This is a genomic window from Luteimonas sp. R10 (genome assembly GCF_045689605.1).
Classification (GTDB): domain Bacteria; phylum Pseudomonadota; class Gammaproteobacteria; order Xanthomonadales; family Xanthomonadaceae; genus Luteimonas.
In genome coordinates, this window is sequence record NZ_CP141262.1 from 2,165,237 (window position 1) to 2,180,112 (window position 14,876).

Consider the following 14,876-nt stretch of genomic DNA (forward strand, 5'->3'; position numbering starts at 1 on the left):
TCCGCTGTGAACGATCCCGGCAGGATAGTCGCGGCGGCACGCGCGCGCATGTGCCGCGACCGGCGGCGCGTTTGACGCACGCCGATACCGCGGCAAGAATGCGGCGGGCGCCCGCGGGCGCCGTTTCCTGCATCGATCGCGTGTCGCGCCGCGCCGCGCCCGAATTCTCCGGAGAACCCCTTGCATCGACGCGACTTCCTGATCCTCGGCGGCCTCGGGCTCGGCGGCCTGGCGCTTCCGCCCTTCGGTCGCGTCGTCGCCGCCGAGCAGTTGCGGTCCACGCTCGATGTCGTGTTCAAGAAGCGCCTGGCCGATGCCGCGCTCGAGGCCGCCACGGGCGCCGGCGCCGGCTACTGCGACGTGCGCATCGGCCGCTATCTGCAGCAGTCGCTGATGACGCGCGAGGACAAGATCGAGAACGTGGTCAACACCGAGTCCACCGGCGCCGGCATCCGCGTGATCGCCAATGGCGCCTGGGGCTTCGCCGCGACCAATACGCTGACCGAGGCCGGCGTGGCGCAGGCGGCGCGGCAGGCGACGGCGATCGCCAGGGCCAACGCGAAGATCCAGACCGAACCGGTGCAACTGGCGCCGGTCACCGGCGTGGGCGAGGTGTCCTGGCGCACGCCGATCCGGAAGAACGCGATGGAGGTGCCGGTCGAGGAGAAGGTCGACCTACTGCTCGGCGTCAACGCCGCGGCGATGCATGCCGGCGCGGATTTCGTCGCCTCGCGGATGTTCCTGGTCAACGAGCAGAAGTATTTCGCCAGCACCGACGGTTCCTACATCGATCAGGACGTGCACCGCATCTGGGCGCCGTTCACGGTGACCGCGATCGACAAGGACAGCGGCAGGTTCCGCACCCGCGACGGGCTGGCGCCGCCGATGGGAATGGGGTTCGAGTATCTCGACGCGGATCCCGCCGGCCGCATCGAGCTGCCCGGCGGCGTGGTCGCCTATGCCACCTCGTACGACATGCGCGAGGACGCGGTCGCCGCGGCGAAGCAGGCGCGCGAGAAGCTGAAGGCGCCGTCGGTGAAACCGGGCAAGTACGACCTGGTGCTGGATCCGTCCAACCTGTTCCTGACCATCCACGAGAATGTCGGCCATCCGCTGGAGCTCGACCGGGTGCTCGGCTACGAGGCCAACTACGCCGGCACCAGCTTCGCCACGCTGGACAAGCGCGAGGAAGGTTTCCGCTGGGGCAGCGACATCGTCAGCTTCTTCGCCGACAAGGTGCAACCCGGCAGCCTGGGCGCGGTCGGCTACGACGACGAGGGCGTCGAGACCAAGCGCTGGGACCTGGTGCGCGACGGCGTGCTGGTCGACTACCAGGCCACGCGCGACCAGGCGCACATCCTCGGCAAGACCGAATCCGACGGCTGCAGCTATGCCGACTCGTGGTCGAGCGTGCAGTTCCAGCGCATGCCCAACGTCTCGCTGGCGCCGGGCAGGGAGGAACTGGGCGTCGCCGACATGATCAAGGGCGTCGAACGCGGCATCTACATCCACGGCCGCGGTTCGTACTCGATCGACCAGCAGCGCTACAACGCCCAGTTCGGCGGGCAGCTGTACTACGAGATCAGGGACGGCGAGATCGCGGGCATGCTCGAGGACGTGGCCTACCAGATCCGCACGCCGGAGTTCTGGGGCGCGTGCTCGGCGATCTGCGACGAGCGCGATTTCCGCCTCGGGGGCTCGTTCTTCGACGGCAAGGGCCAGCCGGGGCAGGTGTCCGCGGTCTCGCACGGCTCGGCCACCGCGCGCTTCGACGGCATCAACGTCATCAACACCGCGCGCAGCCTGGGCTGAGCCGCCGCTTCCTGCCACGGGACCCGCCCCCCCTGTAGGAGCGCACCGCAGGGGCGCGACAGGTTGGCCGGGACACCCGTCGCGCCCCTGCGGTGCGCTCCTACATGGGCGGTCGTGCGCGCCGCGATGCCGATCCCCAATCACCGGCTCCTATGCCAAAAGTCATTTGACGCTCCGTCGGGGTGCGGCAAGAATCGACGGGGTATGCCGACGGCCTGTCGCGCGTGCGTCCGCAATCCATCCCGCCCGGCCGCTGCTGCGTCGCGGGCACTCATTCGGAGAGCTGTCTTGCAACGACGTGACTTCCTGGCCCTGAGCGGCCTCGGTCTGGGCGGCCTCGTGGTGCCGTCCTTCTTCGGCAAGGTCATCGCCGCCGAGCAACTGCTGTCGACCATCGATCCGGCGCTGAAGAAGCGCCTGGCCGATGCCGCCCTGAATGCGGCCACCGGCGCCGGCGCCGGCTACTGCGACGTGCGCATCGGTCGCTATCTGCGGCAGTTCGTGATGACACGCGAGGACAAGGTGCAGAACGTGGTCAACACCGAGTCCACCGGCGTCGGCATCCGCGTGATCGCCAACGGCGCCTGGGGCTTCGCCGCGACCAATACGCTGACCGAGGCCGGCGTGGCGCAGGCCGCGCGGCAGGCGACGGCGATCGCCAAGGCCAACGCGAAGATCCAGACCGAACCGGTGCAGCTGGCGCCGGTCACCGGCGTGGGCGAGGTGTCCTGGCGCACGCCGATCCGGAAGAACGCGATGGAAGTGCCGGTCAAGGAGAAGGTGGACCTGCTGCTCGGCGTCAACGCCGCGGCGATGGGGGTCGGCGCCAGCTTCGTCAACTCGATGCTGTTCCTGGTCAACGAGCAGAAGTACTTCGCCAGCACCGACGGTTCCTACATCGACCAGGACGTGCACCGCATCTGGGCGCCGTTCACGGTGACCGCGATCGACAAGGACAGCGGCAAGTTCCGCACCCGCGACGGCCTGTCGGCGCCGATGGGCATGGGCTACGAATACCTGGACGGCGACGCCTCGGGCAAGACCGTGCTGCCCTACGGCGTGGTCAGCTACGGCATGTCCTACGACATGCGCGAGGACGCGATCGCCGCGGCGAAGCAGGCGCAGGAGAAGTTGAGGTCGCCCTCGGTCAAGCCGGGCAAGTACGACCTGGTGCTCGATCCGTCGCATACCTGGCTCACCATCCACGAGTCGATCGGCCATCCCCTGGAGCTCGACCGCGTGCTCGGCTACGAGGCCAACTACGCCGGTACCAGCTTCGCCACCCTGGACAAGCGCGAGCAGCGCTTCCAGTACGGCAGCGACATCGTCACCGTGTTCGCCGACAAGGTGCAGCCGGGCAGCCTGGGCGCGGTCGGCTTCGATGACGAGGGCGTCAAGACCAAGCGCTGGAACCTGATCACCGACGGCAAGCTGGTCGACTACCAGACGATCCGCGACCAGGCCCACATCCTCGGCAAGACCGAGTCCGACGGCTGCTGCTACGCCGACTCCTGGGCGAGCGTGCAGTTCCAGCGCATGCCCAACGTCTCGCTGGCGCCGGGCAAGGACAAGCTGAGCGTCGCCGACATGATCAAGGACGTCGAGAACGGCATCTACATCATCGGCGACGGGTCGTTCTCGATCGACCAGCAGCGCTACAACGCCCAGTTCGGCGGGCAGTTGTTCTACGAGATCAAGAACGGCGAGGTCACGGGCATGCTCGAGGACGTGGCCTACCAGATCCGCACGCCGGAATTCTGGAACGCCTGTTCGGCGATCTGCGACGAGAGCGACTATCGTCTCGGCGGCTCGTTCTTCGACGGCAAGGGCCAGCCCGGCCAGGTGTCGGCGGTCTCGCACGGCTCGGCCACCGCGCGCTTCGACGGCATCAACGTGATCAATACCGCCCGCTCGCTCGGCTGACCGGCGCCCCAGGAGAATTGCAGACCATGACCATCTTCACCGAAGAGCAAGCCAAGGCCATCCTCGACAAGGTGATCGCCCTGTCCGAAGCCGACGAGTGCACCGCCACGCTGTCCGGCTCGATCGCCGGCAACATCCGCTTCGCGCTCAACAACGTCTCGACCAGCGGCATCGTCAACGACGCCGAACTCGGCGTGCGGGTCGCCTTCGGCAAGCGCGTCGGCACCGCCACCGTCAACGAGTTCGACGATGCCGCGCTCGAGCGCGTGGTGCGGCGCGCCGAGGACCTGGCGCGGCTGGCGCCGGAGAACCCGGAGTTCATGCCGGCGATCGGCAAGCAGGAGTACAAGCCCAGCCCGACGTTCAGCGAATCCACCGCCGCGATCACGCCGGAGTTCCGCGCGCAGGTGGCGGCCGATTCGATCGGCCCCTGCCGCGCCGAGGACCTGATCGCCGCCGGCTTCCTCAACGACGGCCAGAGCTTCGTCGCCTTCGCCAACAGCAACGGCAACTTCGGCTACCAGAAGGGCACCAACTTCAATTACACCTGCACCGTGCGCACGGAGGACGGGCGCGGCTCGGGCTGGGTCGGGCGCAGCCTCAAGGACGCCAGCGACTTCGACGCCGGGCGCGATATCCGCGTCGCCATGCGCAAGGCCAGCGAATCGGCCGACGCCAGGGCGCTGGAGCCGGGCAAGTACACGGTGATCCTGGAGCCGGCGGCGGTCGCGGGCCTGGTGTCGTTCATGATGCGCTTCTTCGATGCGCGTACCGCCGACGAGGGCCGCAGCTTCCTGTCGAAGAAGGGCGGCGGCAACAAGCTCGGCGAACAGGTCTACGATCCGCGCGTGAACATCTCCGCCGATCCCTGGGACCCGGACGCAGCGGTGCTGCCGTGGGACGAGGAGGGCCTGCCGCGCGAGAAGATGGCGATCATCGAGGACGGCAAGGTGGCGGCGCTGGATTATTCGCGCTTCTGGGCCAAGGAGCAGGGCAAGCGCGCGGTCGGCCGCCCCGGCAACCTGCTGATGGCCGGCGGCGACAAGTCCACCGCCGAGCTGATCGCCGGCACCGACCGCGGCATCCTGGTCACCCGCACCTGGTACATCCGCATGGTCGATCCGCAGACGGTGCTGCTGACCGGGCTGACCCGCGACGGCACCTTCTACATCGAGAACGGCGAGCTGAAGTACCCGGTGAAGAACTTCCGCTTCAACGAGTCGCCGGTGATCATGCTCAACAACATCGACGAATTGGGCCGCCCGGTGCGCGTGGCCGGCGACGAATCCGATTTCGTGATGATGCTGCCGGCGATGAGGCTGCGCGACTTCACCTTCACCTCGCTCTCGGACGCGGTGTAGCCATGCTTCCCCCCCGCAGGAGCGCACCGCAGGGGCGCGACCACCGTCGTCGGGCGCTCACGGTCGCGCCCCTGCGGTGCGCTCCTGCAGGGCCATGAATCGTGCCGGGTTCCTTCGGCTGCTGCTGGGCGCGGCCGGCGCCGCGTTGCTGCCGTACCCGCTGCGCGCCGCCGGCTACGACTTCCGCTTCACCCGCCTGCGCTACGACTCCGGCGACTGGGACGTGGACGCGCGCATGCCGTCCAACGTCATCACCGCGCTGATCGACTACACCAACCTGCGCGTCGATCCCGAGGAGCGGGTGCTCGACCTCGCCGACCCGGCGATGCTCGCCGAGCCGTTCTGCTACCTGGCCGGGCACAAGCTGGTCGAGTTCAATCCGGCCGAGCGCCGCAACTTCGAGCGCTACGTCCGCAGCGGCGGCTTCGTCTTCGCCGACGACTGCAACCACGACATCGATGGCCTGTTCGCCAAGTCGTTCGAGGCGCAGATGGCGTCGATCTTCGGCCCGCGCGCGTTGCGCAAGCTGCCCAACGACCACGCCCTGTACCGCAGCTTCTTCCGTTTTCCAGACGGCCCGCCGGCCACCGGCTTCGAGCTCAACGGCTGGGGCGACGACCTGGTGCACGATTACCTGAAGGGCATCGAGATCGACGGCCGCCTCGGCGTGCTCTACAGCAACAAGGACTACGGCTGCGAATGGGACTACGACTGGCGCAACAAGCGTTTCCTGGCCGAGGACAACACCAAGTTCGCGGTCAACATCGTCATGTACGCATTGACCGCGTGACCTCTGCAGTTCCCCCCTTTGAAAAAGGGGGGCAGGGGGGATTTGCTTTGCTCTCGGTCGAGCAAAGGCAACAGCAAATCCCCCTCGATCCCCCTTTTTCAAAGGGGGAAGAAAAAAAGCGCGACGAACCGGCTTCATTCCTTCCTTCCCCAAAGGTCCCGCATGAATGACATCACCGAACCCGAGATCCAGGCGCACATCGCCCGCCTCGGCACCCTGCGCGAGGCGATCGCACGGGCCGTGGTCGGCCAGGCCGAGGTGGTCGAGCAGCTGCTGATCGGCCTGCTCGCCGGCGGCCACTGCCTGCTCGAGGGCGTGCCCGGTCTGGGCAAAACGCTGCTGGTACGCACGCTCGGCCAGGCGCTGGAGTTGCAGTTCCGGCGCGTGCAGTTCACGCCCGACCTGATGCCCAGCGACATCCTCGGCACCGAGCTGCTGGAGGAAGACCACGGCACCGGACACCGGCACTTCCGTTTCCAGCAGGGACCGGTGTTCACCAACCTGCTGCTCGCCGACGAGCTCAACCGCACCCCGCCCAAGACCCAGGCCGCGCTGCTGGAGGCGATGCAGGAGCGCACCGTCAGCTATGCCGGCGTCACCCATGCGCTGTCGGCGCCGTTCTTCGTGCTGGCCACGCAGAACCCGATCGAGCAGGCCGGCACCTATCCGCTGCCCGAGGCGCAGCTCGACCGCTTCCTGCTGCAGGTGCGTGTCGACTATCCGGACGAGGCCGAGGAGCACGCGATCCTGGTGCAGACCACCGGCGCGCACGCCGCGCAGGTGCCGCAGGTGATGGACGCCGCGCAGGTGCTGGCGCTGCAGGCGCTGGTGCGCGAGGTGCACGTGGGCGACGACCTGCTGGCCTGGATCACGCGGCTGGTGCGCGCCAGCCGTCCGGGCGAGGGTGCGCCGGAATCGGTGCGCAGGTTCGTGCGCTGGGGCGCCGGGCCGCGCGCCGGGCAGTCGCTGGTGCTCTCGGCCAAGGCGCGCGCATTGCTGCACGGGCGGCTGGCGGCGAATCGCGACGACGTCGCCGCGCTGGCGGCGCCGGTGATGCGCCACCGCCTGCTGCTGTCGTTCGCGGCCGAGGCGGAGCAGACCGGCGCCGACGAGGTGATCGGCGCGCTGCTGCGCGACGTGCCTTTCGACGCCTGAGCGGCGGGACCGTCGTGTACGACCCGGTTCCACCCCAGGTACGCGCCCGGCTGCGGGCGCTGCGGATCGTGTCGCGCCGCGCCGCCGGACAGCGCGGCATCGGCCTGCACCACAGCCGCAGCCGCGGCGCCGGGCTGGAGTTCGCGCAGTACCGCGCCTACGAGCCGGGCGACGAGCCGCGGCAGATCGACTGGAAGCTGTATGCGCGCAGCGACCGCTTCTTCGTGCGCGAGGCCGAGCGCGAGAGCCCGCTGACGGTCTGGGTGCTGCTCGACGCCAGCGCGTCGATGGGCCAGGCCGATGCCGCGCGTCCGGACTGGTCGCGGCTGGACGCGGGCAAGGCGCTGACCGCCTGCATCGCCGAGGTGGCGATGGCACAGGGCGATCGCTGCGGGCTGGTGGCGCTGCGCGCGGCCGGTCTGCAACTGGTGGCGCCGGGCGCCGGACCGCGCCAGCGCGACCGCCTGCTGCTGGCGCTGCACGACCTGCGTGCCGAGGGCGTGTTCCCGGGCGAGCGGCCGCTGGCGCCGCTGTGGGAGCGCGTCGGCGCCGACGACCTGGTGGTGCTGCTGAGCGACTGCTTCGACGAGGCCTGCATCGCCCTGGCCGAGCGCCTGGCGGCGGCGCGGCGCGAGGCGCTGGCGATCCAGTTGCTGACCGTCGAGGAACGCGACTTCCCGTTCCGCGACGGTCGTCGTTTCCGTGACCCGGAAACCGGCGAGGAACTGCTGGGCGACGGCGCCGCCCTGCGCGGCGAGTTCCTGGAGCGCTTCGGCGCGGCGCGCCGTGCGCTGCAGGCGCGCTTCGACGCCGCCGGGATCCGCCATGCCGGGTACGTGCTCGACCGTCCGCTCGACGAGCCGCTGCAACGGCTGTTCGGCGATACGCACGCTCCGGAGCGCGCATGAGCTTCGGCCTGCTGCTACCCGCCGCGCTCGCCGCGCTGACGGCGCTGCTGCTGCCGCTGGCGATTCACCTGGCGCGCCGCAGCGAACAGCGGCCGACGCCCTTTGCCGCGTTGCGCTGGCTGCGCCACAAGCCCAAGCCCCGGCATCGCATCCGCTTCGACGAGTGGCCTCTGCTTCTGTTGCGCCTGCTGCTGCTGGCGCTGCTGGCGTTGTGGCTGGCGCAGCCGGTGCTGTTCGGCGAGCGTGCGGATGCCACGTGGACGGTGGCCGCGCCCGGCGTCGATTCCGCACAGGTGCGCGCGGCGATCGCCGACGACGTCGAGCCGCGCTGGCTGGCGCCCGGTTTCCCGCCGCTGTCGCAACCGCCGCCGCGAGAGCCGGTGCCGCTGGCGAGCCTGCTGCGGCAACTCGATGCCGAACTGCCGGCAGATGCCGCGTTGACGGTGTTCGTGCCCGAACGGATCGACGGCGCCGACGGCGGTTCGCTGCGCTTGTCGCGCACCGTCGACTGGCGCGTGCTGCCGGGGGCGACGCCGGCGCGCGAACCGCGACCGGCCGCACCGCCGCGCCTGGTGGTGCGCCACGCCGAGGACCGCGTCCCCGCGCTGCGCTACCTGCGCGCCGCCGCGCTGGCGTGGCGGTCCGGCGAGGCCGGGGAAACGGACGCGATCGACGCCGCAGCCGAAACCGTGCCGCTGCCGGACGACGCGCGCCATCTCGTCTGGCTCGCGCCGGGGCCATTGCCCGCGGCGGTGCGCCGCTGGATCGACGACGGCGGCGTCGCACTGCTGGATCCCGACACCGAATTCGAGCGCGAACCGGCGATGGCCGTCGCCTGGCGCGACCCCAGCGGCGCAGCGCTGGCCGAGGGGGGCGCCTCGGGACGCGGACGCATCGTGCGGCTGACGCGGCCGCTGGCGCCGGCGGCGTTGCCGCAATTGCTGGAACCGGATTTCCCGCGGCGCCTGCGGGCGCTGCTGGAACCGCCGCCGCCGGCACCGGCGCGCGTGTACGCCGCCGACTACGCGCCGGAGGCCGGCAGCGCCGCGTATCCGCAGCCGCCGCGCGACCTGCAGCCGTGGTGGGCGCTGCTGATCGCGCTGGTGCTGCTGGCCGAGCGCTGGCTGGCGACGGCGCGCCGCCGCGGGGAGGCGCCATGACTGCGGAAGCCCGCCTGGGGCAAAGCTTGCGCGCGGCCCGCCGGCGGTCGCTGGTCGATGCGGCGCTGTGCGCGGTACCGCTGGTCGTGCTTGCGGCCGCGGTGGCCTGGCGCAGCGGTGGCGCAGACGCGGCGATCGCCATCGGCCTGCTCGCGATCGCGCTGGCCGCGACCGCCGTCGTCTGGCGCGCGCGCCGCCTCGACACCCGCTGGCAACAGCGCCGGCTCAACCAGAGGCGTCGCGACCTGGACGACAGCGCCGATCTGCTGTTCGCCGACGCTGCGGCGCTGGGGACGCTGCAGCGCCTGCAGCGCGCACGCCTGCGGCAGCGACTCGCCGACGCGCCGACGCCCGACCTGCGCCCGGCCTGGTCGCGGCGGCGCAACGCGCTGGCCTGGCTGCTGGCGCTGCCGCTCGCGCTCGCGGTGCTGCTGTGGCCGGCGTGCGACAGCGGGCAGGGCGCTGCATCGCGCGCCGATGCAGCGGGCGCCGCCGCGACGGGCACGCCACGGCTGGTCGCCCAGACGCTGCGCATCACGCCACCGGCGTACACCGGGCTGCCCGAGCGCGAGATCGGCGGGCTCGAGGCGAAGGCGCCGGAAGGGTCGCGGCTGCACTGGTCGCTGCGCTTCGCGCCGCAGCCGGCATCGGCCGGGCTGGCGTTCCACGACGGCGAACGCCTGGCACTGGACCGCGACGGCGACGCCTGGACCGCGGCGCGGGTGCTGGACCGCTCCACCCTGTATCGCGTGCTGCCGGCCGGCGTGGCGGCGCGCCCAGCGCCGCCGCTGCAACGGCTCGACGCGGTCGCCGACCGCCCGCCGCGCGTGCGGGTGCTGGCGCCCGAGCGCAGCCTCACCCCGATGACGGCCGGGCAGCGCAGCTGGGCGCTGGCGTTCGAGGCCGATGACGACTACGGCGTCGCCGCCGCCGCGCAACTGCGCATCACCGTGGCGCGGGGCAGCGGCGAGAACATCACCTTCGACGAGCGCACCCGCACCCTGCGCGGCCGCGGCGAGGCCGCGCGCAGGCGTTTCGAGGCGAGCCTGGACCTGGCCGAACTGGCGCTGGCGCCGGGCGAGGACCTGGTGGTGCAGCTGCAGGTGCAGGACAATCGCGCGCCGCGGCCGCAGTCCGCGCGCAGCCCCAGCCTGATCCTGCGGCGTCCGGCGGACCCGGTGGTCGACACCGCCGGCCTGGAAGGCCTGGCGCGCAAGGTGCTGCCGGCGTACTTCCGCAGCCAGCGCCAGATCATCATCGACGCCGAGGCGCTGCAGAAGGAAAAGCCGCAGCTGCAGGAAGCGCGTTTCCTGCAGCGCTCGGACGCCATCGGCGTCGACCAGCGCCTGCTGCGGTTGCGCTACGGCCAGTTCATGGGCGAGGAGTCCGAGGGCGCGCCACGGCCGCTGCCGACCGCCGACGCCGGCGATCACGCGCACGAGGACGGGCACGAGGCGGCACCCTCGGCGGCCTTGCCGATCGACGACTACGGGCAGGCGCCCGCACGTGAGCGTGACGGCGATACCGGCGAACACGAGCACGAACAAGAGCGCGATCACGAACACGGACATGAGCACGGAGACGAACCCGCCGGCGACGTCGATCCCGCGCATGCGCACGACCACGGCACCGCCGAGGACGCCACGACCTTCGGCCGCGAAGCCGACGTGCTCGAAGAATTCGGCCACACCCACGACATTCCCGAGGCGGCGACGCTGCTGGACCCGCAGACGCGCGAAACCCTGCGCAGCGCGCTGGGCGAGATGTGGCAGTCGGAGCTCAACCTGCGCCAGGGCCGGCCCGACCGCGCGCTGCCCTACGCCTATCGCGCGCTCGAGCTGATCAAGCAGGTGCAGCAGGCAGATCGCATCTACCTGGCGCGGGTCGGTTCGGAGCTGCCGCCGGTCGACGGAAGCCGGCGCCTGGGCGGCGATCGCGAAGGCATCGGCCGCCGCGCGCTGCCGGCGGTCGCCGGGGAAGACGGCGAAGGCGCGGCGGCGCGCATCTGGCGCGCGCTGGGCGAGGCGCCGACAGGCGGCGACGCGGACGACGACGCGCCGCTGGAGCTCGACGCGCTCGAGGACTGGCTGCGCGGCGACGCCGCGCGGGTGGAGGATCCGCTGGCCTACGCGGCCGCGATCGATGCGCTGCGCAACGAACCCGATTGCCGCGCGTGCCGCGATCGCCTGCGCGCATTGCTGTGGACCGCATTGGTGCGTCCGCCCGCCGCGGTGCCTCGGCGCGCGGCGGCCGATGAAGCCGGTCGCCGCTACCTGGATGCGCTGCGGGAGCCGATGCCATGAGTCCGCACGCCCTGCTCGCCGGTCTGCTGGGCCTGGCGGTGGTCCTGGGCTGGACGCGGCTGCTGCTGCGGCAGTGGCGCGCACCGGCCGGCGCGCGTTCGCGCACCTGGCGGCTGGTGCTGCTGCTGGCGTTGCAGCCGCTGTGCGCGCTGTTGCTGTACCGCACGCTGGTGCCGCCGGCGCTGCCCACCCGCGCCGGCGAGATGACCGTGCTCACCGCCGGCGCCACCCGCGCGCAGCTCGACGCTTCCGCGCAGGGCGAGGTGCTGGTGGCGCTGCCGGAGGCGCCGCGCCTGCGCGGCGCCGGGCGCGTGCCGGACCTGGCGACCGCGTTGCGCCGCCATCCGGGCACGGCACGCGTGCGCGTGCTCGGCGCCGGCCTCGAGGCGCGCGACCGCGATGCGCTGGGCGGGATCGCGCTGGAGTTCGAGCCCTCGCCGCTGCCGGCGGGCCTGGTCGCGCTGTGGGCGCCGGAGCGGGTCGCCGCCGGCGGTGCGTTCCGGGTCGCCGGCCGCGTGCACGGCGTCGACGGCGGCAGCGTCGAGCTGCTGGACCCGGCCGGGCGCCGGGTCGATGCCGCGACGCTCGCCGACGATGGCGGCTTCGCCGTCGTCGGCAGCGCGCGCGCGCCGGGCACGGTGCGGTTCGCGCTGCGGGTGCGCGACGGCGAGCGCGACACGGTCGAGGAAGTCGCGGTGCCGCTATGGGTCGCGGCCGAGCCGGCGCCACGGGTGCTGCTGCTGGCGGGCGCGCCCAATCCGGAGTTCAAGCACCTGCGACGCTGGGCCGCCGACGCCGGCATGGCGCTGCACGCGCAGGTCGCGGTCGGCGGCGGCGTCGTGCTCGGCGACGCGCCGGTCGCGATGAATGCCGAATCGCTGCGCGAGTTCGACCTGGTGGTGCTCGACGAGCGCGCCTGGGCGACACTGGGCGAGGCCAGGCGCGCGGCGCTGGCGGCGGCGGTGCGCGACGGCCTGGCCATCCTGCTGCGGATCACCGGCCCGCTGCCGGGCACCACGCGCCGGCAGCTGCGTACCTTCGGTTTCGAGGTTTCCGCGGGCGCCGCCACGGCCGCGGTGGCGATGCCGCCGGCGATCGAGGACGAAACGATGCTGCTGGCCCGGCTGGGTCCCGGAACGGCCGATGCGCCGGTGGAGGCCGCACTGGCCTCGGAAGCACCGCCGGAACCGTCGCGGCGCGACCTGCGGATCGCCGCCGCCGATGCGGCGACGGGGGTGGCGTCGGCCGCGGACTGGCTGCACTGGCGCGCGGAAGGCCGCGGCCGCATCGCGCTGGCCACGCTGGTCGACAGCTACCGGCTGGTGCTGTCCGGGCGCGACGACCTGCACGCGGAACTGTGGAGCGCGGCGTTTGCCGCGGCGACGCGCCCGCGCGCGACGACGGAGCCGGAGTTCGCAGCGGGCATCCGCGCCGGCGAGCGCACCGCCATCTGCGGCGTGCCCGCACAGGCTTCGGTACGGGCGCCGGACGGCACGTCGACCCGGCTGCTGCCGGATCCGGCCGCAGGCGGTTGCGCCGGGTACTGGCCGCGCCTGCCGGGCTGGCACGTGCTGCTCCAGGGCGACGAGGCCCGGCCGTTCCACGTGCGGTCGCGCGATGCGGCACCGGGCCTGCGGGCGCACGCGCTGCGCGGGGCGACCCTGCGGCACGTCGGCACCGCGCCGCGGCGACCCGATGCCGGAGCAACGGCCGGGCCGCCACGCCGCGGCGCATCCTGGCCTTGGTTCATCGGCTGGCTGGCCGCGGTCGCGGCGTCGTGGTGGCTGGAGCGGTCGCGCCTCGGGCGTGCGGCGCGGCGGCAGGCGGCGGACCCGGCGACCGCGGCAGGTTAGGCTATCGGCCGGATCCCACCGGAGTCTTGCCATGGCCTACAACGGAAGCTGTCATTGCGGGCGCATCGCGTTCGACCTCGATGCCGAGATCGGCGACGTCCATGACTGCAACTGCTCGATGTGCCGTCGCCGTGGCGGCCTGCTCGCGTTCTTTCCGCGCGAGGCGCTGGTGCTGCGCACGCCGGAAGAGGCGGCCGGCACCTACCGCTTCAACAAGCAGCACATCGCGCACCGGTTCTGCCCCGACTGCGGCATCGCGCCGTACAGCGAGGGCGTGGACCCGCGCACCGGGGCGAAGACCGCGGCGGTCAACGTGCGTTGCCTGGACGGCGTGGACCTGTCGCGACTGAACGTGGTGCCGGTCGACGGGGCCGGTTTCTGATGCGCCCGGCCGGCGTCTGCCTGGTCGTGTTGCTGCTGGCGGGCCTGTCCGCCTGCCAGCGGTCGCCCGACCAGGTGCTGTCGTACGCGGCCCCCACCGCCGCGAAGATGGCGCGCGAGGCCGCGCCCGAAGCGGATACCGACGGCGACGGCGACGCGATGCTGGCCTACGAGCACAGCGCCGGCATCCGCCTGCCCGCGGCGGAGATCGCGCCGCGCCAGCGCGCGGTGCAGGACGCCTGCATCGCGCGCAAGTTCGGCGAATGCGTGGTGCTCAACATGCACCAGCAGGGCGGCGACTATCCTTCAGCCAGCATCACCGTGCGGATCGTTCCCGACGGCGTCGAGCCGATGATCGCGCTGGCCGGCGAGGGCGCCGAGCTGGGCGAGCGCAGCACCCGCGCCGAGGACCTGGCGGTGGTGGTGCGCGACAACGCCCTCACCCGGGAAAGGCTGCGCCGCGAGTTGGAACGGCTGCAGGAATTCCAGCAGCGCCGCGACCTGGCGGTGGCGGACATGATCGCGCTGTCCGAGCGCATGGCCGCGGCGCAGGCCCAGCTGGAGGCCGCCGAACGCGACGGCGCGCAGCATCGCCGCCGGATCGACACCCAGCTGCTGACGCTCGACTTCCGTCCGCCCGACGGGCAGGCGGGCCGCAGCGAGATCGGCCAGGCCGTGCGCGATTTCGGCGCCACGCTGTCGATGGGGACCGCGTGGACGATCCGCGCGCTGGCGTTCCTGATCCCGCTGGCGGCGCTGCTGGCGGTCATGGTGCTGGTCATCCGGCGGTTGCGCCGGCGGGCGGCCCGGCGCCGCGACGCCCCGTAGAGCGGAGCTCGCTCCGCTGCCTCGGCTCCGGAGCCGGGAGCAGCCGAGCAAGCTCGGCTCTACGGGCGCGGGTTCTTGCCGGGAGATTTCACTCCTCGTCTTCCTCGAACTCCACCATCGCGTCGAGGTCGAACGCCAGCGCCTCGACCGCCTCGCGCACCTTGCGCCCGGTGGACGGATTGGGGACGTCGATCTCGATCTCGTGGAGGTCGGGCCCGCTGGTGTCGCTCAGCCCGGCGGAGCTGGAGTCGTCGTCGTCCAGGTGCGGCATCAGGTCGTCGACCTCCTCGACGTGCTCGATGCCGTCGAGGCTCTGCAGCAGGTTGATGACGCCGCGGATGGCGTCGTCGTCGCCGGTCAGGCGGATACGGAGCAGGGCCATTGCCGATCCTCGTGGGGAGA

At 72.1% G+C, this 14,876-nt stretch carries 12 protein-coding genes; 11 read left to right on the top strand and 1 reads right to left on the bottom strand.

Going from position 1 to position 14,876, the window contains the following annotated elements; translation table 11 throughout:
- Nucleotides 1-180: 180 nt before the first annotated feature.
- The 11 genes from U3649_RS09235 (at nucleotide 181) to U3649_RS09285 (ending at nucleotide 14,474) form a co-directional block, all read left to right on the top strand.
- Nucleotides 181-1,812 (top strand): TldD/PmbA family protein, encoded by a 1,632-nt coding sequence (locus tag U3649_RS09235; protein WP_407354524.1) that lies wholly within the window; start codon nucleotides 181-183, stop codon nucleotides 1,810-1,812.
- A gap of 288 nt (nucleotides 1,813-2,100) precedes the next feature.
- Complete coding sequence (locus U3649_RS09240; protein WP_407354525.1) at nucleotides 2,101-3,735, top strand: TldD/PmbA family protein; 1,635 nt, start codon at nucleotides 2,101-2,103, stop codon at nucleotides 3,733-3,735.
- Nucleotides 3,736-3,761: 26 nt separating this feature from the next.
- The gene (locus U3649_RS09245; RefSeq protein WP_407354526.1) at nucleotides 3,762-5,096 is read left to right on the top strand and encodes a TldD/PmbA family protein; all 1,335 of its coding nucleotides are present in this window, start codon (nucleotides 3,762-3,764) and stop codon (nucleotides 5,094-5,096) included.
- A 94-nt stretch (nucleotides 5,097-5,190) separates the two neighbouring features.
- Nucleotides 5,191-5,886, top strand: coding sequence for a DUF4159 domain-containing protein (locus U3649_RS09250; protein ID WP_407354527.1), 696 nt, complete (start codon nucleotides 5,191-5,193; stop codon nucleotides 5,884-5,886).
- Nucleotides 5,887-6,048: 162 nt separating this feature from the next.
- Entirely contained in the window at nucleotides 6,049-7,041 is a 993-nt protein-coding gene (locus U3649_RS09255) for an AAA family ATPase (RefSeq protein ID WP_407354528.1), read from the top strand.
- Entirely contained in the window at nucleotides 7,038-7,949 is a 912-nt protein-coding gene (locus U3649_RS09260) for a DUF58 domain-containing protein (RefSeq protein ID WP_407354586.1), read from the top strand. Before U3649_RS09255 ends, U3649_RS09260 begins: the two co-directional genes overlap by 4 nt.
- Nucleotides 7,946-9,109, top strand: coding sequence for a BatA domain-containing protein (locus U3649_RS09265; RefSeq protein WP_407351053.1), 1,164 nt, complete (start codon nucleotides 7,946-7,948; stop codon nucleotides 9,107-9,109). Before U3649_RS09260 ends, U3649_RS09265 begins: the two co-directional genes overlap by 4 nt.
- On the top strand, nucleotides 9,106-11,412 hold the full coding sequence (locus U3649_RS09270; protein ID WP_407351054.1) for a hypothetical protein: 2,307 nt from the start codon (nucleotides 9,106-9,108) through the stop codon (nucleotides 11,410-11,412). Before U3649_RS09265 ends, U3649_RS09270 begins: the two co-directional genes overlap by 4 nt.
- Nucleotides 11,409-13,265: a carboxypeptidase regulatory-like domain-containing protein gene (locus U3649_RS09275; RefSeq protein WP_407351055.1), complete on the top strand. Its 1,857-nt coding sequence runs from the start codon at nucleotides 11,409-11,411 to the stop codon at nucleotides 13,263-13,265. Before U3649_RS09270 ends, U3649_RS09275 begins: the two co-directional genes overlap by 4 nt.
- A gap of 31 nt (nucleotides 13,266-13,296) precedes the next feature.
- Complete coding sequence (locus U3649_RS09280) at nucleotides 13,297-13,647, top strand: GFA family protein (protein ID WP_407351056.1); 351 nt, start codon at nucleotides 13,297-13,299, stop codon at nucleotides 13,645-13,647.
- The gene (locus tag U3649_RS09285) at nucleotides 13,647-14,474 is read left to right on the top strand and encodes a DUF4349 domain-containing protein (protein WP_407351057.1); all 828 of its coding nucleotides are present in this window, start codon (nucleotides 13,647-13,649) and stop codon (nucleotides 14,472-14,474) included. Before U3649_RS09280 ends, U3649_RS09285 begins: the two co-directional genes overlap by 1 nt.
- Before the next feature lie 88 nt (nucleotides 14,475-14,562).
- Here U3649_RS09285 and U3649_RS09290 read toward each other — a convergent pair whose 3' ends face one another.
- Nucleotides 14,563-14,856, bottom strand: coding sequence for a hypothetical protein (locus U3649_RS09290; RefSeq protein ID WP_407351058.1), 294 nt, complete (start codon nucleotides 14,854-14,856; stop codon nucleotides 14,563-14,565).
- Nucleotides 14,857-14,876: the final 20 nt, after the last annotated feature.